The sequence below is a fragment of the Nocardia sp. NPDC056000 genome (assembly GCF_042269265.1).
Classification (GTDB): domain Bacteria; phylum Actinomycetota; class Actinomycetes; order Mycobacteriales; family Mycobacteriaceae; genus Nocardia.
On sequence record NZ_JBHJXS010000013.1, the window covers coordinates 55,294 to 78,016 of the forward strand.

22 protein-coding genes and 1 other RNA gene are annotated in these 22,723 nt (G+C 66.6%); 12 read left to right on the forward strand and 11 right to left on the reverse strand.

Going from position 1 to position 22,723, the window contains the following annotated elements:
• Positions 1 to 14: 14 nt before the first annotated feature.
• Entirely contained in the window at positions 15 to 1,052 is a 1,038-nt protein-coding gene (locus ACFC4D_RS33730; protein WP_376069237.1) for an endonuclease/exonuclease/phosphatase family protein, read from the reverse strand.
• A 199-nt stretch (positions 1,053 to 1,251) separates the two neighbouring features.
• Here ACFC4D_RS33730 and ACFC4D_RS33735 point away from each other — a divergent pair, with 199 nt between their 5' ends.
• From ACFC4D_RS33735 to ACFC4D_RS33745, 3 genes are all read left to right on the forward strand, one after another.
• Complete coding sequence (locus ACFC4D_RS33735; protein ID WP_376069240.1) at positions 1,252 to 2,070, forward strand: class I SAM-dependent methyltransferase; 819 nt, start codon at positions 1,252 to 1,254, stop codon at positions 2,068 to 2,070.
• A gap of 3 nt (positions 2,071 to 2,073) precedes the next feature.
• Positions 2,074 to 2,406 carry a glyoxalase superfamily protein gene (locus tag ACFC4D_RS33740; RefSeq protein WP_376069243.1) on the forward strand — a complete coding sequence of 111 codons (333 nt, stop codon included), beginning with the start codon at positions 2,074 to 2,076 and terminating at the stop codon, positions 2,404 to 2,406.
• Between the two features lie 66 nt (positions 2,407 to 2,472).
• Positions 2,473 to 3,861: a hypothetical protein gene (locus ACFC4D_RS33745; RefSeq protein WP_376069245.1), complete on the forward strand. Its 1,389-nt coding sequence runs from the start codon at positions 2,473 to 2,475 to the stop codon at positions 3,859 to 3,861.
• 16 nt (positions 3,862 to 3,877) lie between these two features.
• Here the strand turns inward: ACFC4D_RS33745 and ACFC4D_RS33750 are convergent, their stop codons facing one another.
• The 4 genes from ACFC4D_RS33750 to ACFC4D_RS33765 all read right to left on the reverse strand — a co-directional run bounded on the left by ACFC4D_RS33750 (position 3,878) and on the right by ACFC4D_RS33765 (position 10,497).
• The gene (locus tag ACFC4D_RS33750; protein WP_375968299.1) at positions 3,878 to 4,366 is read right to left on the reverse strand and encodes a hypothetical protein; all 489 of its coding nucleotides are present in this window, start codon (positions 4,364 to 4,366) and stop codon (positions 3,878 to 3,880) included.
• A gap of 83 nt (positions 4,367 to 4,449) precedes the next feature.
• On the reverse strand, positions 4,450 to 7,446 hold the full coding sequence (locus ACFC4D_RS33755) for a bifunctional [glutamine synthetase] adenylyltransferase/[glutamine synthetase]-adenylyl-L-tyrosine phosphorylase (protein WP_376069247.1): 2,997 nt from the start codon (positions 7,444 to 7,446) through the stop codon (positions 4,450 to 4,452).
• A 143-nt stretch (positions 7,447 to 7,589) separates the two neighbouring features.
• Positions 7,590 to 8,930 carry a glutamine synthetase family protein gene (locus tag ACFC4D_RS33760; RefSeq protein ID WP_375968301.1) on the reverse strand — a complete coding sequence of 447 codons (1,341 nt, stop codon included), beginning with the start codon at positions 8,928 to 8,930 and terminating at the stop codon, positions 7,590 to 7,592.
• A gap of 55 nt (positions 8,931 to 8,985) precedes the next feature.
• A complete protein-coding gene (locus ACFC4D_RS33765) occupies positions 8,986 to 10,497 on the reverse strand; it encodes an alpha/beta hydrolase (RefSeq protein ID WP_375968607.1) in 1,512 nt (503 codons plus the stop codon).
• Between the two features lie 261 nt (positions 10,498 to 10,758).
• Here ACFC4D_RS33765 and panB point away from each other — a divergent pair, with 261 nt between their 5' ends.
• From panB to ACFC4D_RS33785, 4 genes are all read left to right on the forward strand, one after another.
• Positions 10,759 to 11,610: a 3-methyl-2-oxobutanoate hydroxymethyltransferase gene (gene panB, locus ACFC4D_RS33770; RefSeq protein WP_364650455.1), complete on the forward strand. Its 852-nt coding sequence runs from the start codon at positions 10,759 to 10,761 to the stop codon at positions 11,608 to 11,610.
• Between the two features lie 222 nt (positions 11,611 to 11,832).
• Complete coding sequence (locus ACFC4D_RS33775) at positions 11,833 to 12,312, forward strand: hypothetical protein (protein ID WP_364650452.1); 480 nt, start codon at positions 11,833 to 11,835, stop codon at positions 12,310 to 12,312.
• On the forward strand, positions 12,312 to 13,268 hold the full coding sequence (gene pip, locus ACFC4D_RS33780; protein ID WP_376069251.1) for a prolyl aminopeptidase: 957 nt from the start codon (positions 12,312 to 12,314) through the stop codon (positions 13,266 to 13,268). The genes ACFC4D_RS33775 and pip overlap by 1 nt, the downstream gene beginning before the upstream one ends.
• Positions 13,269 to 14,216, forward strand: coding sequence for a CHAD domain-containing protein (locus tag ACFC4D_RS33785; RefSeq protein WP_376069254.1), 948 nt, complete (start codon positions 13,269 to 13,271; stop codon positions 14,214 to 14,216).
• Here ACFC4D_RS33785 and ACFC4D_RS33790 read toward each other — a convergent pair.
• Complete coding sequence (locus tag ACFC4D_RS33790; RefSeq protein ID WP_364650443.1) at positions 14,196 to 14,786, reverse strand: TIGR00645 family protein; 591 nt, start codon at positions 14,784 to 14,786, stop codon at positions 14,196 to 14,198. The two genes, ACFC4D_RS33785 and ACFC4D_RS33790, sit on opposite strands and share 21 nt — an antisense overlap.
• Positions 14,787 to 14,883: 97 nt before the next feature.
• Between ACFC4D_RS33790 and ACFC4D_RS33795 the strand changes: the two genes are divergently transcribed.
• Both ACFC4D_RS33795 and ACFC4D_RS33800 read left to right on the forward strand, forming a co-directional pair.
• Positions 14,884 to 15,810 (forward strand): DUF4436 family protein, encoded by a 927-nt coding sequence (locus tag ACFC4D_RS33795; protein ID WP_376069256.1) that lies wholly within the window; start codon positions 14,884 to 14,886, stop codon positions 15,808 to 15,810.
• A gap of 39 nt (positions 15,811 to 15,849) precedes the next feature.
• Positions 15,850 to 16,584, forward strand: a complete 735-nt coding sequence (locus ACFC4D_RS33800) for a methyltransferase domain-containing protein (RefSeq protein WP_376069259.1) — start codon at positions 15,850 to 15,852, stop codon at positions 16,582 to 16,584.
• A gap of 43 nt (positions 16,585 to 16,627) precedes the next feature.
• On the opposite strand, the gene ACFC4D_RS33805 is transcribed toward ACFC4D_RS33800, so the two are convergent.
• The gene (locus ACFC4D_RS33805; protein ID WP_376069262.1) at positions 16,628 to 16,798 is read right to left on the reverse strand and encodes a hypothetical protein; all 171 of its coding nucleotides are present in this window, start codon (positions 16,796 to 16,798) and stop codon (positions 16,628 to 16,630) included.
• Between the two features lie 120 nt (positions 16,799 to 16,918).
• Between ACFC4D_RS33805 and ACFC4D_RS33810 the strand changes: the two genes are divergently transcribed.
• From ACFC4D_RS33810 to ACFC4D_RS33820, 3 genes are read left to right on the forward strand one after another with little or no spacing between them, the layout of a single operon-like run.
• Entirely contained in the window at positions 16,919 to 17,416 is a 498-nt protein-coding gene (locus ACFC4D_RS33810; protein WP_375968307.1) for a pyridoxamine 5'-phosphate oxidase family protein, read from the forward strand.
• 46 nt (positions 17,417 to 17,462) lie between these two features.
• Positions 17,463 to 17,870, forward strand: coding sequence for a YciI family protein (locus ACFC4D_RS33815; RefSeq protein ID WP_375968308.1), 408 nt, complete (start codon positions 17,463 to 17,465; stop codon positions 17,868 to 17,870).
• Positions 17,867 to 19,012: an RNA polymerase sigma factor gene (locus ACFC4D_RS33820; protein ID WP_376069265.1), complete on the forward strand. Its 1,146-nt coding sequence runs from the start codon at positions 17,867 to 17,869 to the stop codon at positions 19,010 to 19,012. The genes ACFC4D_RS33815 and ACFC4D_RS33820 overlap by 4 nt, the downstream gene beginning before the upstream one ends.
• A 92-nt stretch (positions 19,013 to 19,104) precedes the next feature.
• Here ACFC4D_RS33820 and ACFC4D_RS33825 read toward each other — a convergent pair whose 3' ends face one another.
• The 4 genes from ACFC4D_RS33825 to rnpB form a co-directional block, all read right to left on the reverse strand.
• The gene (locus ACFC4D_RS33825) at positions 19,105 to 20,658 is read right to left on the reverse strand and encodes an RNB domain-containing ribonuclease (protein ID WP_376069267.1); all 1,554 of its coding nucleotides are present in this window, start codon (positions 20,656 to 20,658) and stop codon (positions 19,105 to 19,107) included.
• 15 nt (positions 20,659 to 20,673) lie between these two features.
• Positions 20,674 to 20,883, reverse strand: a complete 210-nt coding sequence (locus tag ACFC4D_RS33830; RefSeq protein WP_375968311.1) for a hypothetical protein — start codon at positions 20,881 to 20,883, stop codon at positions 20,674 to 20,676.
• A gap of 523 nt (positions 20,884 to 21,406) precedes the next feature.
• A complete protein-coding gene (locus tag ACFC4D_RS33835) occupies positions 21,407 to 22,198 on the reverse strand; it encodes a slipin family protein (RefSeq protein ID WP_364650422.1) in 792 nt (263 codons plus the stop codon).
• 93 nt (positions 22,199 to 22,291) lie between these two features.
• An RNA gene (gene rnpB, locus ACFC4D_RS33840) (RNase P RNA component class A) lies at positions 22,292 to 22,716 on the reverse strand.
• Positions 22,717 to 22,723: the final 7 nt, after the last annotated feature.

Consider the following 22,723-nt stretch of genomic DNA (forward strand, 5'->3'; position numbering starts at 1 on the left):
TCTCGTTGTATCGCTCAGAGGCGCAGGCGCGCAACGACAGCGCGATGATCGGATCGGGGAATTGTGAGTGAACGAACCTGCGTGGCATGCCCGCCCGCGACCAGCACCCGATCCAGACCCAGCAGCGGACCCCAGGACCGGTCGTCCGGCCAGGTCGGCATGGCGCCGATGCCGAGCAGCTCACCGGCGTCGGCGTACCTGCCGCGCAACAGCTCTCGGAAGGGAGCGTGATCGAAGGTGGCGTTGAAATCACCGCCCACGATCACCTGCCCGGGCTGTTGATCGAGCAGATCGCGAATCGTGCGCAGCTCGTTGCTCCAGGCGTCGAAGTTCAGATTCGGCGGGATCGGATGGAACTGGAAGACCGCGACCGGACCCCGATCGGGGTGAATCATGGTGGCGCGCACATTGTTCAGCAGGAAACCGGACAGCTTGCTGCCCGCCTCCAAGGGGTAGCGGGTGAAGATGCCCGAACCCGCGCCGCCGGCGGCGGCCTCGACGTGACGGTAGGGCAGCAGTTCAGCCAGACCCGCGCCGTCCAGGCGGGCGAGTGCCTCGGGCGTGAGCTCCTCCAGCGTGAGCACCTCGATCCCGTTCTCGCGCACGGCCCGCACCACCGCATCGGTATCGGCATTGCCGAACAGCAGATTCGATTGCATGACGGCCACATCCACGCCCGGCCCGGCGGTGCCGTCCGGCCACAGCATCGGCAATTGCGACCACAGCGCGGCGGCGGTGACGAGCAATGCCACCAGCGCACCGCGCCAGGCACGCGCGAGCAACAGGATCACCAGGGCGAGCACCGCGAACAGCATCAGGTACGGGGCGAAGGAGGCGGCGAGCATGGCCGACTCCGAGGACATCGTGTTGTAGTGCAATCCGACACCGGTCAGCCCGGCGAGCAGTGCGAGCCAGCCCAGCACCACCGCCGTCCAGCCGAACCAGCCCCTCGGGCGTTTCGACACGAGCATCGAGCGGATCCGGCCGCGCCGCCGCTTCGGCTCACGCGGCAGCACCACGGTGACCTCGTCCGCCTGCTGATATTCGACCACTGCTCCCCCATCCGGCGCGCACCGCGCCATTCGGCCATATGCCGCATCCCATTCGAGCGCGGCGGGACAAACCCGCCGAAACCCCCACCCACGGCAATCGCTGACCACCCTACTGCACGGTCGAATGCCGCTGACCTGCGTGCGACCCGCGTACAAATGAGGAGCGCGGGGCGGTGCGAGCGTGGCACAGTCAGTGGACGTGACCGATTACCGTACTTTCAATCGCGACAATTGGGACGAACGCGCACCTCTGCACGCCGCGTCCGCCGATTACGCCTTCGCCGAATTCCAAGCCGATCCGAGCTTTCTGAGCGAGGTGGTGCGCTTCGATCTACCCCGGCTCGGGGATATTCGCGGACTGCGCGGCGTCCATCTGCAATGCCATATCGGCACCGATACGCTCTCGCTCACCCGGCTCGGGGCCGATATGACCGGACTCGACTTCTCACCCGCCTCGCTCGCCCAGGCGCGAAAACTGGCCGAGGACACCGGAACCGCCATCGAATTCGTGGAATCCGATGTGTACGAGGCGATTCCGGTGCTCGGCGCGGAACAATTCGATCTGGTGTACACCGGAATCGGCGCACTGTGCTGGCTGCCCGATGTGCGGCGGTGGGCCGAAACCGTGGCCGGATTGCTGCGGCCGGGCGGGCGACTGTTCATTCGCGAAGGGCATCCGGTGCTGTGGTCCATCGACGAGACACAGGATCGGCTGGTGATCGGATACCCGTATTTCGAGACCGCCGCGCCCACGGTCTTCGACGACGGGAGCACCTACGTCGACACCGACGGGGAGATCACCAAAACCGTTACGCACGAATGGAATCACGGCCTCGGCGAGATCATCGGGGCGCTGCTCACCGCCGGACTGACACTCACCGCGGTGACCGAACACGACAGCGTTCCCTGGGAAGCGCTGCCCGGCAAGATGATTCACGATAAGCACGGTGAATGGCGGCTCATCGAGCATCGCGAGCGGCTGCCGCTGTCCTACACCCTGCAGGCGCGAAAGGACTGAGCTGTGAACGAAGAGATCATCCCGGTGCTGCGCGTGGCCGATGCCGCCGTCGCGGTGCCCTGGTACGAACGACTCGGCTTCGTCAAACAGTGGGAACACCGCTTCGAACCGCATTTCCCGGCATTCGTCGAAGTCGCGCGCGGGGAAATGCGAATCTTCCTGTCCGAGCACACCGGTGACGCGCGACCGGACACGCTCATCTACCTCCGAATGCGGGATGTGGACGGCATCGCTGCGGAATTCGGCGTCACCCCCGAGGATCAGCCCTGGGCGCGCGAAATAGAACTGCGCGATCCCGACGGCAACCGACTGCGCATCGGGACGCCATTCGACTAGGGCCGCGATCTGCGGAACCAACCGCTCCCGCCGCGCGTCCAATCGGTAGGTGGAGAGGGGGAATCCGTGGACCCGAAGAAACTGCGCCACAGCGCGGAACAGGCCCAGCAGGGGGCGCAACGCGAACAGGAGCGAATCTCGCAGGACGGGGTGGACCCCGATTACATTCAGCGGCTCGAACACTTCCCGGGGCTCTCGCACGCGGAAATCTATGCCCACGCGCAAGCCATGGATCCCGGCACCATGCACGCGCAGGCCGCCGTCTGGGTGGATATCGCCGATAACCTCACCGGCGCGATCACCGGCCTGCACAGCACCGTGCAATCGGCACTCGCCGACGGCATCCGGGGTCATATCGGTGACGCCGCCGCCCGCACCGCTCGCGAATTCGTGCGGTGGGCAACCGATATCACCGAAATCGCGCACAGCACCGGCCACCGCATGATCGCCGCCGCCTACGGAGCCGAAGCCGTCCGCCGCACCGTCCCACCGCCCTCGGCCGCAGGCACCGACCCCCTCACGCCCTACCTGTCCATCGTCATCGGCACGACTCCCGGCGCGCATTCGCGCGAGGACGCCCGCGAGGAGCTCCATCACATCGCCGTCGCCGCGATGGAAGCCAACTACATTCCGACCTACCCGCCCGCCGGATCCGGTGTACCCGCCTTCACCAGCCGCGATATCAGCGCCGACGGGAACCCCGCGAATGGACTCGAATCACCGCCCGCACAGCTGAATTCTCTGCGCGGCGGCGCACTCCCCCGCACCGAGCCGATCGGCGCGATACACCACGCCGATCCCCGCGCAGCCAACCGCTCGGAGCAGGCGGGACTCTCCGGCGACCCGAATCACTCGGCGGCACAGCGCAATAACGGACAACCGAACCGCGGCGACCATCCCGCCGCACTGTCCGACGAAGACACCTCCCCGGCAGCGGCCGCATCGGCCGCCCGAGACGGCATCGCCCCGGACCCCGATCGAGCCGCCAACCCCATCACCACACCGGCAAGCACTCCCGGCGGCGGAAATCCACTCACCACGGTCGCGCCGAATCGATCACTCGGCACCACGCCACGTTCCCCGATCGGACTCCCGACCGCACGCACCCCTCGCGAATTCCCGACCCTGCGCCAACCGCCCGGAGCCACACCCGATCCCGGCCGCAGCTACCCCGGTCCCCCACCGCCCGGAACCCGCTCCGCACCAACACCTTCCGCCGCCCCGACCGGCCCCGCCGCCGAGTCGACGAGCTTCCTGCCCGGCATGCACCCGGCATCGGGCCGCCCCTCCTCCGACTCCGATGCCACCCACCGCACCCCCGACTGGCTCATCCGCAACCGCCAGCAGGAACTCCTGGGCACCCCGCCACCCACCGTCCCCGCCGTACTCGGTGCCGAAATCCCAGCGGCCGGAACCGATCTCGACTACACCGGCACGGCACCGGAAACGCTGTGAGCCCGGATCCGAATGATCAGCGGGGTGCGGGGACCTCGATGGTGAGTTCGCCCGGGGTGGGGTTGGTGCTGACAGTGACCGAGACGCGGCCCGAACCGGGGAGGCTGAAGGAGGCTGCGTTCCAGCCGTAGTGGCCGTCGTGCTGGGTGGTGCGGGTGTCGGTGGTGGTCGCGCCGGTGTCGATATTGCGCATGGTGACCGTGGTGGTGACCTGGCAGTCGTTATTGGCCGGGGAGGCGGACAGCGAGCCGAGCGGGTTGTTCGCGGCGTCGGGGGTGAAATTGACGCTGACCCGGGCCGAGCTGTCGATGAAGTCCGCGAATTCGCCCGCCTGCTGGCCCTGGCTGGCCGACAGTTCGGCCTTGACCGTGCCCGCGCAGCCCGGACTCACATCGACGTGTGCGGGGTCGAACGACACCGGGTCCGCGGACGCGGGTGCGGCGGATACCGCCAGTGCGACCAGCGGCGGGACCGACACCGCCATGACCTTCAGAATGCCTCGCATTTTCGACTCCTGTCCTAGCGGATCAGTCGTGCATGACCGGCACGGCCGAATTCGGCCGGTAACTGCACGGTACCCGGCGCGGATCAGCCGCCGAACACGCGCTCCACGACTGTTTTCGCACGGCGGGTGACGCGCATGTAGTGATCGAGGAATTCGCTGCCGTCGTCATTGGGCCAGCCCGCCACCCGGGCCACCGCGGACAGCAGCGGGCCGGGGCCGGGGAGTTGGTCGGCCGGTTTGCCGCGCACCAGGACCAGGGCATTGCGGGCCTTGGTCGCGGTCAGCCAGGATTCCCGGAGCAGGGACACATCTTCCTGATCCACCAGATCGGCCGCCTCGATGGCGTCCAGGCATTGCAGGGTGGAGGTGTTGTGCAGGGCCGGGACATCATGGGCGTGCTGCAACTGCAGCAGCTGCACGGTCCATTCGATATCGGCCAGGCCGCCGCGCCCCAGTTTGGTGTGGGTGGCCGGGTTCGCGCCGCGCGGCAGGCGTTCGGCGTCCACGCGCGCCTTGATGCGGCGGATCTCCCGGACACCCTCGGGGGACATGCCACCGCTGGGATAGCGGACCGGATCGACGGTGTGCAGGAAGCGCACGCCCAATTCGGGATCACCGGCCACCTGGCGCGCACGCAGCAGCGCCTGCACCTCCCAGGGCTGCGCCCACTGTTTGTAGTAGGCGGCATAGGCGGCCAAAGTCCGCACCAGGGCACCATTTCGGCCCTCGGGACGCAGACCCGCGTCGACCTGTAGAGGCGGATCGGTACTGGGCGCACCGAGCAGTCGCTGCACCTGTTCGGCCACGCCGTTCGCCCATTTGACGGCGACCGTCTCATCCACGCCGGGGCGCGGATCGCAGACGAACAGCACATCGGCGTCCGAGCCGTAACCGAGTTCCATACCGCCCAGACGCCCCATGCCGATGACGGCGAAATCGGCGGGCTGCGGGCCGCTCGCGCGAATCACGGCCTGTAGCGCGGCTTCCAGGGTCGCGATCCACACCGAGGACAGCGCCTCGCAGACCTGCGGCACCTCGAGCATGCCGAGCACATCGGCGGAGGCGATGCGCGCGAGTTCATGCCGCCGCAGCGAGCGCGCGGTGGCGACCGCACGCCGCGGCTCGTCGTAACGCTTTGCGCCGGAGAGGATTCCGCGCGCCACATCGGCGGTTGCCGGGGCCAGCAGCAGCGGCCCGTTCGGGCCGTCCGCGTACATGCGGATGGTTTCCGGCGCGTTGATGAGCAGATCCGGCAGATAGGCCGAGGAGCCGAGCACGATCATCAGGCGCTGTGCGATGGCTCCCTCATCGCGCAGTTCGCGCAGGAACCAGATCTCATTGTCCAGACCCTCGGACACCCGCCGGTACGCGAGCAGTCCGGCATCGGGATTCGGTGTCTCACCGAGCCATTCGAGCAGGGTCGGCAGCAGCAGCGCTTGAATCCGGCCCTTGCGGCCGACCTCACCGGTGAGCGCCTTCAGATGCCCGAGCGCGTTCTCCGGGGCCGCGTAACCCAGCGCCGCCAACTGCCGCACGGCCGCCGCCGGACTCAGCCGCAGCGAGTCCGCGTCAAGGCGCGCAACCGATTCCAGCAGCGGGCGGTAGAAAAGTTTGGCGTGCAGGCGGCGCACCCGCACCGCATTGCGCCGAATCTCACTGGTGAGCACGCCGACCGCGTCCTGTCGGCCGTCGGGCCGCATATGCGCGGCGCGGGCCAGCCAGCGCATGCCCTCCTCGTCCTCGGGCGCGGGCAGGGTGTGCGTGCGCTTGAGCCGCTGCAATTGCAGGCGATGCTCGAGCAGGCGCAGAAACTCATAGGAGGCAGTCAGATTCGCGGCGTCATCACGGCCGATATAACCGCGCGCGGCGAGCGCGCCGAGCGATTCCACCGTGCCCTGGGTGTGCAGCGCCTCATCGGCCTTACCGTGCACCAATTGCAGCAGCTGGACCGCGAATTCGACATCGCGCAGACTACCGTGCCCGAGCTTGAGTTCGCGCTCGCGCAGATCCGCGGGCACCAGATCCTCGACGCGACGGCGCATGGCCTGCACATCGGTGACGAAATCGGGGCGCTCCGAGGCCGCCCACACCATCGGCATGAGCGCTTCGCGATACTGCTGCCCGAGTTCCAGATCGCCGGTGGCGGGCCGCATTTTGAGCAGCGCCTGGAATTCCCAGGTGCGCGCCCAGCGCTTGTAATACGCGATATGCGAATCCAGGGTGCGCACCAGCGCACCCGCCTTGCCCTCGGGCCGCAGCGCCGCGTCCACATCGAAGAACGCCGCACTGCCGACGCTCATCATCTCGGCGGCGAGCCGGGTGGAGGTGGTGTCGGCGGGTTCGGCGACGAAGATGACATCCACGTCCGAGACGTAATTCAGTTCCCGCGCACCGCATTTGCCCATGGCGATGACGGCCAGCCGGGCGGGCACCTCGCGATCGACGCAGACCCGGGCCACGGCCACCGACAGCGCCGCGGTCAGCGCGGCATCGGCCAGATCGGTGAGATGCCAGCCGACCTGCTGATACGGCAGCACCGGTTCGTTCTCCACGGTCGCCGCGAGATCGATGGCGGCCAGCAGCATGAGTTCATCGCGATACCGCTTGCGCAGCAGCGCAACCGCGTCCGGTCCGGAGATCCCGGCGCGGAACAGCATGGGCCCGGCGTTCGGCCCGGCCTCCGGCGTCGCGTGCACGGCATCGAGCAGCGAGGTGAGCACCTCATCGCGCGAGGGCAATTCGGGCCGCAGCAGTAGCTGCCAGCACCCCGGATCGGCCACCAGATGATCGGCGAACGCGCTCGACGACCCGATCAGCGCGAACAATCGCCCGCGCAGCGAGGTATTGGCCCGCAACGCCGAATCCAGCGCGCCCCAATCGCTTCCGAGCTGCTCCCGCAACCGCATGAGCGTCAGCAGCGCCAGATCGGCATCGGGGGAACGGGACAGCGCCCACAGCAGCGGAACGCTGTCGACGTTGTCCCACGCCAACTCTCGTAAGGAATCGGCGGCCGACGGCTCCATCAAACCGAGCCGGCCGACGCCGGGGACAGCGGAACGAGTCGTCGGTGGCCGGACCATGTCGTTCAAATTACATGTCACATTCCGTCGGCGGACGACCGAACCCTCCGATACCGGACAATGTGGCCGAGCCGAGTCCGGGTGACCACTTCCCCGTCATCCCGGCAGAGCTTCGGCCGGGACGACGAGACGCGTAGCGACCTTTACAGGCCGAGGTATTCCTTGAGCTCGTAGGGCGTCACCTGGTTGCGGTAGCCAGCCCATTCGCGGCGCTTGTTGCGCAGGAAGAAGTCGAAGACGTGCTCGCCCAGGGTCTCGGCGACCAGTTCGGACTTCTCCATGTTCTTGAGCGCCTCGTCCAGGCTGGCGGGCAACTCGCGGAAGCCCATGGCGCGACGCTCGGCGGCGGTCAGCGACCACACATCGTCCTCGGCCTCGGGCGGCAGGGTGTAGCCCTTCTCGATACCGCGCAGACCGGCGGCCAGGATCACCGCGAAGGCCAGGTACGGGTTGCAGGCGCTGTCGGGACTGCGCACCTCGACCCGGCGCGAGGACGACTTGTTCGGGGTGTACATCGGAACGCGAACCAGCGCAGAGCGATTCGACCGGCCCCAGGACGCGGCCGTCGGCGCTTCGCCACCGTGGATGAGCCGCTTGTACGAGTTCACCCACTGATTGGTGACGGCACTGATCTCGTGCGCGTGCTCGAGAATGCCCGCGATGAACGCGCGCGCGGTCTCGGACAGGTTGATCGGGTCATCCGGATCGTGGAAGGCGTTCTGCTCACCCTCGAACAGGCTCATATGCGTATGCATGGCCGAACCCGGGTGATCGGCGAACGGCTTGGGCATGAACGTGGCCCGCACGCCCTCGTCGATGGCCACTTCCTTGATCAGGTAGCGGAAGGTCATGACGTTATCGGCCATGGACAGCGCGTCCGCGTAGCGCAGGTCGATCTCCTGCTGCCCGGGCGCGCCCTCGTGATGGCTGAACTCGACCGAGATGCCCATGGACTCCAGCGAGTCGATGGCGTGGCGGCGGAAGTTCGGCGCCTCGTCGTGCACGGCCTGATCGAAGAAGCCGCCCTGATCCACCGGGATCGGGGTGGAACCGTCATGCGGTCCGGGCTTGAGCAGGAAGAATTCGATCTCCGGATGCACATAGCAGCTGAAGCCCAGGTCGGCGGCCTTGTTCAACTGCCGACGCAGCACATGCCGCGGATCCGCCCAGGACGGCGAACCGTCCGGCATGGCGATATCGCAGAACATGCGCGCCGAATGCTGATGCCCCTTCGAGGTGGACCACGGCAGCACCTGGAAGGTGGACGGGTCCGGCTTGGCCACCATGTCGGCCTCGGACACCCGGGCAAACCCCTCGATGGCCGAACCGTCGAAGCCGATGCCCTCCTCGAAAGCGCCCTCCAGCTCGGCGGGCGCGATCGCTACGGACTTGAGATAGCCCAGCACATCGGTGAACCAGAGTCGCACGAAGCGAATATCGCGCTCTTCGAGCGTGCGGAGGACGAATTCCTTCTGACGGTCCATGACCGCGAGCGTAGGCACCCGGAGTTAAATCCGTGTTACATAGCGGGTGCGAACCTCAGCATGTAAGACCCGCCGCGGGTGTGGTCAGGTCGACCAGGTACGCGATCACCGGGTCATCGACGCATTGCACGCCCGACAACGACACCGTGTGCCGGTCCCCGTTGAACGTGATCAGACTGCCTTTGAGCTGGTCAGCCAGGTCGACACCGGCCTGGTAGGGGGTGGCCGGATCGTTGGTGGTGGAGATCACCACGGTCTTGGGCAGGTTCGGAATCGAAATGCGGTGCGGGGTGCTGGTGTTGGGCACCGGCCAGATCGCGCACAGTTCCAGCGGCGCGGCGTCGCTGCCGTGCGCGTCATCCAGGAAGGGCGCGCCCTTGCGATATTCGGCGTCCTGTTTGGCGGCGACGGCGCGATCGGTGATCGGCGGATCGTCCACGCAGCGAATCGAGTTGAAGGCGTCCTGACTGTTGTCGTAGGTGCCGTCCTCGGCGCGGCCGTCGTACATATCGGCCAGCTTCAACAGCGTGTCGCCGGTTCCGGTGGCGAGTTCACGCAGCCCCTTGGTGAGCACGGGCCAGAACCGGTTGGTGTACAGCGCCTGCTGGGTACCGGTGATGGCATCGCCGTAGTGCAGGCCGCGCGGATCATCGGTGGGAACGGGCTTGTCCCACAGCGGATTCACCAGGGCGCGATAGCGGGCGACGAACTGGGCCGGATCGGTGCCGAGCGGGCAGTCCGGTTTGGTGGCGCAGTCCTGCGCGAATTTGGTGAACGTGTTCTGGAAGCTGGTGGCCTGCAGCACCGATTCCTTGACCGGATCCTGCGAGGGGTCGAGCGCGCCGTCCAGCACGAGCGCGCGCACCTTGTCCGGGAACTTCTCGGCGTACGCGTAGCCCAGGCGGGTGCCGTACGAGTACCCGACATAGCTGAGCTTGGCATCGCCGAGCGCGGCGCGGATCACGTCCATGTCCTGCACGACCTCGCGGGTGCCGACGTGCGCGAGGAAATCCTTACCGGTGCGCTCGACGCATTTATCCGCGTACTGCTTGTTCTCGGTCTCGGCGGCCGCGATGCCCGCGGGTGAATTGTCCTTGGGCGCTTCGGCGCGTTCGGCGTCGTTCTCCTTGGAGGTGAGGCATTTGATGGCGGGCTGCGAGGAGCCGATACCGCGCGGATCGAAGCCGACGCGATCGAAGCGCTCGGCCAGCGGGGTGCCGTCGGCGATATTCACCATGGATATCCCGGGCACGCCCGGTCCGCCCGGGTTGAACAGCAGCGAACCGATCTTGTTACCGGTGGCCTTGATTCGCGAGACGGCGATCTTCGCGGTGGCCCCATCGGGATTCTCGTAGTCGACCGGCACGGTGACCCGGGCGCATTCAGCTCCGGAAGGCATATCCCCCTCCCCGAATTCCGTGCAGCTACCCCAGTTGACCTGCTGGTTGTAGTACTGCCCCATACCGGCCGGCGCGACCGCCGTGGGATTCCCATCCACCACGGTCGAACAGCCCGCCGCGGTCATGACCAACGCCGCCGCTATCAAAACGACCCGGTTGGTTCGCATCAAACCCATCCCCCGATCGTGCCATCCCGCTGTACGCACCCTCGAATCCCTTCGGTCACCGCGCCGTCTGCCCTACTGGATCGCGTCCGCGGCACGCACCCGCAACAACGCGAGAGCATCGCAAAGAGTTCGGAGCCGCGAGTACCCGCGAGTGTGAGGAATTACATCCGGATGCGGACCGGTCGCGGTGGCAGACTGAGAGGCGTCATTTGAACCCGGGGACCCGCATGGGCCTCGAGGAGCGACGAAAGAGGGACGACGATGTCCGTATCCGATGCGGAAACCCCCGCCTACGGTGCCGCACCCGCCAAAACCGCCAAGCGCAAGACGCGTGTGCAGCATCTGCAGCAGATGAAGACCGAGGGTGAGCGCTGGTCGATGCTCACCGCGTACGACTACTCCACCGCGCGACTGTTCGAAGAGGCCGGGATTCCGGTGCTGCTGGTCGGCGATTCCGCGGCCAATGTGGTGTACGGCTACGACACCACGGTCGCCATTTCGGTCGACGAGTTGATTCCGCTGGTGCGCGGTGTGGTGCGCGGCGCGCCGCACGCGCTCGTGGTGGCGGATCTGCCGTTCGGCAGTTACGAGTCCTCGCCGGAGCAGGCGCTGGCCACGGCCGTCCGGTTCATGAAGGAGGGCGGCGCGCACGCGGTGAAGCTGGAGGGCGGCGAGCGCATGGCCGACACCATCCACAAGATCACCGCCGCCGGTATTCCGGTGATGGCGCATATCGGGTTCACCCCGCAGAGCGTCAACACCCTCGGCGGGTTCCGGGTGCAGGGGCGCGGCGACGGGGCCGAACAGCTCATCGCCGATGCCATCGCGGTGCAGGAGGCCGGGGCGTTCTCGGTCGTGATGGAGATGGTTCCGGCCGAACTGGCCGGGCAGGTCACCCGCAAGCTGACCATTCCGACGGTCGGCATCGGCGCCGGCTCCGAATGCGACGCGCAGGTGCTGGTGTGGCAGGACATGGTGGGTTACACCAGCGGCAAGACCGCGAAGTTCGTCAAGCAATTCGCCGATGTGGGTGGTCAATTGCGCAGTGCCGCAGCCACTTACGCGGATGAGGTGCGGCGCGGGGTGTTCCCCGGGCCGGAGCACAGCTACTGAGTTCCGAACTCGGGTTCCGATGTGTGGAACGCCCTCACCGGATAGCCGGTGGGGGCGTTCGCTTATACGCGACGGGCCGCCGTGCGACTCGCCACGAGTGGGTACAGCCGCCTTGCATAGCGGATTGCTATTTATTCGCGGTTCCGCACCGTCTTCACAAACCACCTTCACATTTTGGTGGCAGAGTGGGAGCAACGAGCACGTCCGACCAAAGGGAACTTCATGTCGCATCGCCGTTGGATCAGTAGCCGCCGAGTTCTGCGGGTACCGCTACTCGTCGGCACGGCCGCCGTCCTCGCATTGACCGCCGCGTGTGGCGGCGGCACCACCTCGGGATCGTCACAGCCGCAGGGCTCTTCCTCACCGCTGACGAGCACCAACGGCAAGCCCGCGCCATCCGGCAGCAGCAGCCCGACCACCTCCGGATCACAGGTCACCGTGTCCGATGAGGCCGGAAAGCAGTTGTGCGACATGCTGCGTCCGCAGCTCTCGGATTGGCGGGTGCAGGGTCCGACGCTGGGCAAGATCTCGCTGAACGCGAGCGTGCACGAGTGGGCGCTGCGCAATGGCGGCATCAACCTGCAGGTGCTGGGCGATAAGGATGTGGTCGACCGGGTCACCACCAAGAACTGCTCCGACGTTCGCGACCAAGCGATTTCGGCGCTGGAGATCCCGAACCTGGCGTCCGGGCTGGCGGGCTGATGCGCACCCTCTATCCACCGATCGAGCCGTACGAGCGGGGCATGCTCGACGTCGGCGACGGTCAGCAGGTGTACTGGGAGGTCAGCGGCAATCCGGACGGTAAGCCGGTGGTGTTCCTGCACGGCGGGCCCGGCGGCGGCACCGCGCCCTATCACCGGCAGTTCTTCGATCCGGCGGCGTACCGCATCGTGCTGTTCGATCAGCGCGGCTGCGGGCAGTCGACGCCGCATATCGCGGACGGTGCGAGTCTGGAGGCCAACACCACCTGGCATCTGGTCGCCGATATCGAGGCGCTGCGAACGCATTTGGGCATCGAGCGGTGGCAGGTGTTCGGCGGGTCCTGGGGTTCGACGCTGGCGCTGGCGTACGCGCAATCGCATCCGGAGCGGGTCACCGAGCTGATCCTGCGCGGGATATTCCTGTTGCGCCGCAAGGAAATCGATTGGTATTACAATGGCGCTGCGGGGTTCGTCTACCCCGATGAGTGGGAGAAGTTCCTGGCGCCGGTTCCGGTGGCCGAACGCGGCAGCGATCTGATCGAGGTCTATCACCGCCTGCTGCACTCCCCCGACGAGAAGCTCGCCCGCGACGCGGCCGTCGCGTGGTCCACCTGGGAGGGCGCCACGAGTTCGCTGCTGCCCCAACCGGATCGGGTTGCCGAAACCGCCGATCCGCGCTTCGCGCTGGCGTTCGCGCGCATCGAGAACCACTACTTCCACAATCGCGGCTTCCTCGACGAGGGCCGTCTGCTGCGCGATATCGATCGCATCGCGCATATTCCCGGCGTCATCGTGCAGGGCAGGCATGACATCGTCTGCCCCGCGGTCAGCGCGTGGGATCTGCATCAGGCGTGGGCGAATTCGGAACTGCATATGGTTCCCGATGCCGGGCACGCCGCCTCCGAACCCGGCATCACCCATCATCTGGTCGAGGCCACGGACAAATACAGGACGTAAATGAACAGCACAGCCGGTCCCGCCCTGGTCGACGCTCTGACCGCCGATGTGGACCGGCTGCGCGCGGCCGAACCCGAAGTGCGGCAGGATCTTCCGGATTCGGTACACAAGATGCGGGTGGCAACCCGGCGATTGCGCAGCCTGCTGCGGTCGTATCGGGGGGCCTTCACGCGCAAGGCGGGCGGCGAACTCAGTGATGAATTGCGCTGGCTGGCAGGGCTGCTCGGGGTGGCGCGCGATGCCGAGGTGCGCGGGGAGCGGTTCGCGGCACTGCTCGGGGAGGGCGGCGGGCTGTTCGACGATACGGTCGAGGCGTCGCCGAAGCGGAAATCGGGCGGGAAGAAGAAGCCGGTACCGGACGAGGCAGCTCCCGATGAGAAGCCAACGCCGCGAATGGATTTCGGTGCGCAACTGGTGGCCGAGGAGCGAGCGCGCTACGAAGCCGCGCACGCCGAGGCGGTGGCGGCATTCGACACCCGCCGTTACCGAGTGCTGCTCGATCGCCTGGGTGCGATGCTGAACGATCCGCCATTGCGCTCGGCGAAGGCGGACGCACCCGCCACCGAGGTCTTCACCGACGTACTGCGGCACGACTTCCGCGATCTGCGTCGCCTGGTGCGCACCGAACCGCAGGGCTCCGAAGCCGAACGCATCGAACGCCTGCACGATATCCGCAAGGCCGCCAAGCGATTGCGCTATTCCGCCGAGGCCGCCGTCGCGGTGCTGGGCGAACCCGCCACCCTGCTGGGGCGGCGGGCCAAACAATTGCAGACCGTCCTCGGCGATCATCGCGATGCCATCGAAGCCCTGGAAACCCTCCGCGCCCACACTGCGGCCGCCGATGAGCCCGGCTATCAGCGCATGTGCGATGCCGAGGAGGCCGCGGCCGCCAAAGCGCTCGAGGAGTATCCGGCGGCCATCGAATTCCTACGCCATCACGCGCTCTGACCGACTCGGTACGAGGTGCGTGTCGGGACGGTGTTCCTTGTGCGCGGCGTGCGGCATGATGCGGTCGATCCAGGCCAGCATGACCGCCGACACCACGAAGCTGAGGTGGATGATCACCGGCCACAGGTAGCGGCCGTTGTGCGCGCCGGGGTTCGGATCCGAGCTGATCTTGATGAAGGTGGTGAGCAGGTGGATCGAGGAGATGCCGACGATCGACATGGCCAGCTTCACCTTCAGCACATTGGCATTGACCTGCGCCAGCCATTCCGGCTGATCCGGATGATCGTCGATGCGCAGTTTGGATACGAAGGTCTCGTAGCCGCCGACGATCACCATGATCAGCAGGTTGGAGATCATCACGACATCGATCAGGCCCAGCACCGAGAGCATGATGGTGGTTTCCTCGCTGCCGTGATCGAACAGTCCGCGCACCAGTTCCACCAGCTCGCGCAGGAACTGCCAGACGTACGCGGCCTGCGCGACGATCAATCCGAGATAGAGCGGGAATTGCAGCCAGCGGCTCAGGAAGATGAAGTAGCCGAGATTCCTTGGCTGGGAATGAAGTGCCATGCCGCTCAATACAGCACGCGTGCCATCACATCCCGATAATCAAGGCATCATCGCTGGTCGTGAGCTGAAAATTATTGCGCGCCGCTAATTTCGGAGCGTGCAACACGGAATGAAGAAGCGGCGCGGCGGAGCCTTCTGGGCCGTTGTGACGGTCACGCTGACCATTGTGGGCCTGGTGCTCGCGCTCTCGACCTATGAGGTCGGCCGAAGTCGTTCGGAGACAACGCATCCCTTCGGGAATACCACCGTCGCGGATCGCGTGGATTTGTCGATCTGGGTGGGCAAGATCGATCCGGCTACCCAGACCGCCACCATCGAGGTGATGGCGCACCCGCGCGGCGCGCTCGCCGACAAACACGGTTTCTTCACCGCCGACGCCATTGTCTACACCTCGGCGCTGAAAGCCGATCCGATCAAAATCAAAGCGGGCCAGCCCATCTCGGCGGCAGAGGTCAAGGTGGTGGTCGAAGGCACAGTCACCGACTACCCCTTCGACGCCTACGACAGCATCCTGGCCTTCGACATCTTCAGCGCCGACCGCGAACTCCCGATCTCCGTGAGCATAGCCAGCGGCGACACCTTCTTCGAAGTAACCGAAACCCCCGCCGAGGGCGTCGTAACCGGCATAGACGTAACCCTCCACGCCGAACGCTCCCTCCCCTCAATGGTTTTCGCCCTCTTCATCATGCTCCTCATGCTCGGCCTGGCCCTGGCCGCCGCCACCGCCTGCTACTACGTCCTCAAAGGCAAACGCGGCCTCATGTTCCCCGCCTGCTCCATGATGGGCGCCCTCCTCTTCGCCCTCGTCCCCCTCCGCAACGCCGTCCCCGGCGCACCCCCAATCGGCTCCCTAATCGACTTCACCTCCTTCTTCATCGCCGAAGCCGTCATCTCCATAGCCCTCGTAGGCACCGTGATAATCGGCTACCGCGTCGAATCCGCCAGGGAACAAGCCGAACTGGAACAAAAACTCCGAGCCCAGGCCGCACAGCCGCGGCCCGCACACCATTACCTGCGCGGCTAAATCAATTGTTCGGCGGCGGGATCGGGGCCAGGATTCGGTATGGGATCTGATCTTGTGGGGCACTATTCCGCAGCGGCCGAGGGGGAACGGCTGTTCCGGAGTCCGCATGGGCGGTTGGAGTTTCTGCGCACGCGGGAATTGATTCGGCGCCGGTTGACCGGAGCGGTGCGAGTGCTCGATATCGGCGGCGGGACCGGCGTGCACGCGGAATGGCTGGCCCGAGATGGACATTCGGTGCATCTCATCGATCCGGTTCCGGCGCATGTCGCGACCGCCGCGACCCTGCCGGGGGTCACCACAATGGTCGGGGATGCGCGCCGACTGCCCGTCGCCGACCGCACTGTCGATGTGGTGCTGATGCTCGGGCCGCTGTATCACCTCACCGAAGCCGCGGATCGGGCAATCGCATTGGGTGAGGCGGTACGCGTGCTGCGGCCGGGCGGGCTGTTGATCGCCGCGGCCATCAGCCGATATCTCTCGGTTCTGGAGACCGGGACCGATGGCACACTCGATGAGGCCCTGCTGCCGTCGGTACGCGAGGTCATCGACACCGGGCAGTACGACGAGCATGCCGGATTCGTTGCGACCCATTGGCATACCGCCGACGAACTGCGTGCCGAACTCGCGGCCGCAGGCATGCGCGAGGTCGAGATCTCTACGGCATCGAAGGACCGGCATGGCCCACCCTCGACCGCGCCGGTCTCGATAACTTCGAACCACTGGTTTCCGCCGCCCTGCACTGCGCCCGCCTGGTCGAACAGGACCCCTTGCTGATCAACACGAGCGCGCACCTGCTGGGGATCGCGCGCGTGCGGGATCAGACCCAGTCGTCGAGCCAGTCCCAGCTTTCGTGCTGATCACGGAGTCGGCGTAGGCCGCGGCTGACGCATTGGCCCAAGGTGCGGGCGTCGACGCGGAGCAGCATCGAGACGCCTGCTTCCGCCAGGCGCTCCATCAGGATTTCCAGGTCCGCGGCTTCGGTCCACATGGTCGGGATCGTAGTTTCAAAGTTTTTTCGGTGGGGATGTCGAGAACGGTGGGGTGGCTCCGTCCCAGGGGTATGAGCGGCCCGGAGCGGGTCGGTGACATCGACGAAGGAGTAGGGATCATGGACGCGGATCAGGTTGCCGAGGTTTTGGGGCGGGCGTTCAGCCGGGAGCTGTTGCAGCGGGATGTGTTGCGGATGGCGTATGTCGCCAAGGATGGGACGCCTCGGAATGTGCCGATCGCGTTCACCTGGAATGGTGCGGAGATCGTGGTGTGCACTACGAAGAACGCGCCGAAGCTGCATTCGCTGCGGGCGAATCCGGCGGTGGCGCTGACCATCGATACCGAGGTGCATCCGCCGAAGATCCTGCTCATTCGCGGGCGGGTGGAGCTCGATGAGGTGGACGGGATTCCGGAGGAGTACCTGCAGATGAACGGCAGCTACGACATGAGCGCCGAACAGCGGGTGGAGTGGGAGGCCGAGGTGCGATCGCTGTATGACGGGATGGTGCGGATTGTCATCACGCCCACCTGGGCCAAGCTGATCGATTTCGAGAACACGCTTCCGACCGCCGTCGAAGAGCTGGTGCGGCAGCGCGCCGAGCGCCAGAACGCCTGAACCGTCCGACCACCCCAGAATAAGAACGAACCGAGGAGAACACATCATGGCCAAGTACCTGCTGCTCAAGCATTACCGAGGCGCGCCCGCATCGGAGAACGATGTGCCGATGGACCGGTGGACCCCGGACGAGGTGACCGCCCACGTGCAGTACATGGCGGATTTCGGCAAACGTCTCGAGGAGACCGGCGAATTCGTCGAACATCAGGCGCTGTCCCCGCTGGGCACCTTCGTCCGCTCCGATGGCGAAGGCCGCCCGCCCGTCACCGACGGCCCGTTCGCTGAGACCAAGGATCTGATCGCCGGATGGACGATCATCGATGTCGAGACCTATGAGCGGGCACTCGAATTGGCCGCGGAACTGTCGGCGGCCCCCGGCGCGGGCGGTAAGCCCATCCGGGAATGGCTGGAGGTGCGCCCGTTCTTCACCGGATTGCCCACGGTGACCGAGTGAACGAGGCCCTGCTGCGCGAACTCGTCCCGGCGGTGATCGGCATCCTCGTCCGTCGCGGAGCCGATTTCGCCGCGGCCGAGGATGCGGTGCAGGAGGCGCTGATTCGAGCGTTGGAGACCTGGCCGGATGATCCACCGCGCGATGCCAAGGGCTGGCTCGTCGCGGTGGCCTGGCGCAAATTCCTCGATGCCGCCCGCGCCGAAACCTCCCGGCGCGGCAGGGAACTGGCCGTGGAGGATGAGCCCGAGGCCGGTCCGGTGCCCGGCACCGATGACTCGCTGTGGCTGTACTTCCTGTGCGCGCATCCGTCGCTGTCCCCCGGTTCGGCCGTCGCATTGACCTTGCGCGCGGCCGGTGGCTTGACGACCAAGCAGATCGCGACGGCCTATCTCGTCCCCGAAGCGACTATGGCGCAACGGATCACCCGCGCCAAGAAGCGCATCGCCGGGCAGTCTTTGAACCAGCCCGGCGACCTCGCCACCGTGCTGCGCGTGCTGTACCTGGTCTTCAACGAGGGCTACAGCGGCGATCTCGACCTGGCGGCCGAGGCGATCCGCCTCACCCGCCAGCTCGCCGCCGCGACCGACGCACCCGAGGTCGCGGGCCTGCTCGCGTTGATGCTGCTGCATCACGCCCGCCGCGCCTCCCGCACCGGCCCGGCCGGTGACCTGATCCCGCTCGCGCAACAGGACCGAACACGATGGGACACAACCCTTATCGCCGAGGGCGTCGACATCCTGCAGACCGCCCTGGCCCGCGACCTCCTGGGCGAATATCAAGCCCAGGCCGCGATAGCCGCCCTGCACGCGGACGCCCCGAGCACCGAGGAAACCGACTGGGTCCAGATCGTCGAATGGTACGACGAACTACTCGCGCTGACCGACAGCCCGGTGGTCCGGCTCAATCGCGCGGTCGCGATCGGCGAAGCGGACGGCGCACCGGCCGGTCTGGCCGCACTGGCCGACCTGGACCCGAATCTCCCGCGCCACACCGCGGTTCGCGCCTACCTCAATGAACGCGCGGGCAACCTCGAACAGGCCGCCGCCCTCTACGTCGAAGCCTCCCGCGCCGCCACCAACCTCCCCGAACGCGACCACCTCACCCGCGAAGCAGCCCGCATACACCGCACCCTGAACCCCTGAACCCGACTGCCGCAGAACAGCACTCGCCCAGGCTGCCGCCGACCGTATTGGGCGAACATGGCACAGGCGCGCGTACTTCGATCGGCGGACCGCTACTCCGCCACTGCCGCCTCTGCGGTATCCGGTTCGGGCGTGTACGTGAAAGTCACTGTGCGCGTGGCTGGATCGGCGACGGTGAGGCGGACGGTCACGTTCTTGCCTTCGGGTGGGCCACCGGCGCATTTGGCGAGTACGGGTGGGTCCGCGACGAAGATCTCGGCGGGGCGGGTGCCGTTGGCTTCGCGCAGGACTATCGCGTCGAAGTCGGTGCCCGTGCGCGCCGCCAGCAGGGTGGATTCGGTGAGGTCGATGCAGGCGCGTTCCAGCTTGCCCGCGACGGCGTCGCCGCGGCGCATGGACTCCGCCGCCGCGCCGAGACCGTCCCGAACCCATTGGGGTACTTCGGTTCCCGCGCAGCGGGCAAGACAAATCTCGGTGCTGTACCGATCGGAGAGTCGGCGCAGCGGAGCCGTCACATGCGCGTACGGCGCGCCGATTCCACTGTGCTGCACGGTATCCGGCGGCTGCCCGTTGAGCAACGTGTACGAAGCGCCGCGCAACAGCCCGGTGGCCTCGGACATGAGAACCAGGGCCGCTGGAGTATTGGGGTCGAGCCCCGCGAGCACGCGCCCGACCGAATCCCCCTTGGGCCACGAGACCCCGACGGCTGCGGCCGTGCGGCGCATGGATTCCACCGTGGACGCGGCGGGCGGCGGCATGGTGCGGAGCAGGCCGAGGTGGTCATCGCCCGCGCCCTTCAGCATGATCAGCGCGGCACACATCCCGGTGAGCAGCGAAACCTGCTCATTCCAATCATCGGCGGCCGTGCGCGGTTCGATCACCAACTGCCAATGATCCGGGCCGGTGACCGGGGCCCGCCCGGAATCGTCCGAGCGGGAATGCTGTGCGGCATCGGGCGCGTCGGCGGCTCCGGCCTCGAGGCCCGTTGCCTGATCGACTCGAATCACGCTCTGGGCAGGCAGCCGCAAACTGATCGCGCCGCGATTGAGCCCTGCTTCGATACGAAGCCGCCCGAAATCGGGCAGCGCGGCAATGGAGGGGTGCAGCTCGCCCGCATCGGCGGCGGCCTGCACGGTGGCGTAGTCGAGGCGGGCCCGGGAGCGCACCAGTGCGCGCGTCACCGAATAGTGTTGCGGCTCAGCGTGCTCATCGCAGTCGATGATCCACAGCGCGGCCGCGCGATCCTGATCGGGCAGCAGACTGGCCCGCCCCTCGGACAGCACCTGCGGATGCAGCGGCACGGTGCCGTCGGGCAGATAGAAGGTTTCTCCGCGAGCCAGCGAGACCCGGGCCAGTGGCCCGTCGGGGCGAACGAACGCCGCCACATCGGCTATCGCGTAGTAGAGCCGGAACCCTCCGGCGGGAGTGCGCTCGAGCGCGAGCGCCTGATCCAAATCCATGGCGCCGGGCGGATCGATGGTGACGAGTTCGATATCGCGGCGGTCGACCCGGGCGCCCGCGAACGCGTCGACCGCGTCGCGAGCTTCCGAGACGGCCTCGGACGGGTAGTCCGAGGCCAATCCGAATTCGGTTCGGACGGCGCCGAAATCGACCGGCGCCGACAGAATCCGCTGATGCAGTTCCACTGAGCTGCGCTGTCCCTACTGCAGGGCCAGCATGGTGCCGTTCAACTGATCGAACGGGCCGTACACCGTGAAGACCACGCGACCGTTGGGGAACTGAGTCGAGAGCGCCGCCGCCGAATCGAGCGATTCACCGAAGGACGCGGCAGACGGATGCGGCAGGCCCGCGATCGCCTGCCCGATGTGGGAATTCGCCACCCAGGCGGTATCCGCCGGGGTGAGATCCACCTGAACTCCGCCGGGAAGCGGAGTCACCGCGAATGCGGAGGCCGAGCCGGCGCCGAGGACAACCGAAACGGAAGCGGCAGCGGCGAGGAGGGCACCGGCTGCCAATTTGCGAGCAATTCGCATATAGACGAGACCTGCTTTCCGAAGTTCGATGTTGAGACCCTTTGCCCGTTGCAGGCCGCAACGGAACTTTCCAACGCGCAACACTTTATGACGTCGATCACGTTCGATGCCAGTTCCGGGCCGATAACCCAGTCGACACGCCGAGCCGCGCCGAAACACGCCATGCACGCGCCGTCATTCTCGCCCAACTCGGCGGATCTCGCACAGCTCTTGCGAAGCGGTGTATCTCACCTCGTCGTGAGGTTTGAACAGTGCCGGGCACCGTGTTGTCCGGCTGTTTGCGCGCTATCTGTCGCGCAGGCCGTTCGGCAGCGTCGCGGAGAGCAGCTTGAACAGATAGGCGATAGCGAAAAGTACTAACACGGCCAGCGGCTGGATCAGCATCGAGGTGGACATGGGCTCAACCTTCTTCTTTATCTTTCTCATTGCGGAGGGTCCCGCTCTCGAGGAAGCGCAGCAGCTCGACCGGGAAAGGCAGGACGAGCGTCGAGTTCTTCTCGGCCGCAACCTGAACCACCGTTTCCAGCAGTCGCAATTGCAATGCGGCCGGGGCAGTGGACATGCGGGCGGCGGCCTCGGTGAGCATGGTGGAGGCCTGCAATTCGCCTTCGGCGGAGATGATGCGCGCGCGGCGTTCCCGTTCGGCCTCGGCTTGGCGCGACATGGAGCGCTTCATCGAATCCGGTAGTGCCACATCCTTGATCTCCACGCGATCGATGTGCACGCCCCAGCCCAGGGCCGGATTGTCGATCATCATCTCCAGGCCCTTGTTCATCTCCTCGCGATTGGAGAGCAGATCATCGAGTTCGCTCTTACCGATGATCGAACGCAGCGAGGTCTGCGCGACCTGCGCGATCGCGAACAGATAGTCCTGCACCTCGATAATGGCGCGCGCCGGATCGATGACCCGGAAATAGACGACCGCGTCCACCCGGACCGTCACATTGTCGCGGGTGATGCCCTCCTGCGCGGGCACCGGCATGGTGATCACCTGCGTGGAGATCTTGCGCATCTTGTCCACGCCGGGCAGCAGCAGGCGCAGACCGGGTTCTCGTACCGCGCGCACCCGGCCCAGCCGGAATACCACGCCCTTTTCGTACTGGGCCACTACGCGGACGCCCGAGGCGACCACCCACGCTCCGATGAAGAACAGCACTGCGATTGTGGCCGCCAGGCCATACAGCACGCCCATGGTGTTTCGCCCCCGCGAATTTCCAACTGTGCCACGGGTATCCGGCCGCGGCCCACCCTCAATCATGGCACCGCGAGATCGCCCCCGAAAGGGCGGACGAGTCGGTATATAAGCCGGATCCTGTCCCCGGTGCGAACACCGGGTGGCGACCATCCATCTGGACACACCGTTGCCGGGTGCCTCGAGCAGTCAACCCGCGAACTCGGGCGAGCAGCCCTCGAACGTCCGCGCAGCCGCACTCTCGCGAATGCGACCTTCGACCTTGCTCCGGGCGGGGTTTACCTAGCCGTGCCGGTCACCCGGCGCGCTGGTGCGCTCTTACCGCACCGTTTCACCCTTACCGGCGTTCCGCTCTCGCGAGCGGAGCACCGGCGGTTTGTTTTCTGTGGCACTGTCCCGCGGGTCACCCCGGGTTGCCGTTAACAACCGCCCTGCTCTGTGGAGTCCGGACTTTCCTCGACGACGGGCGGCGGCATTCACATGCCCGTTCCCATCGCCGCGGCCGCCCAACCGACTCGTCCGCGG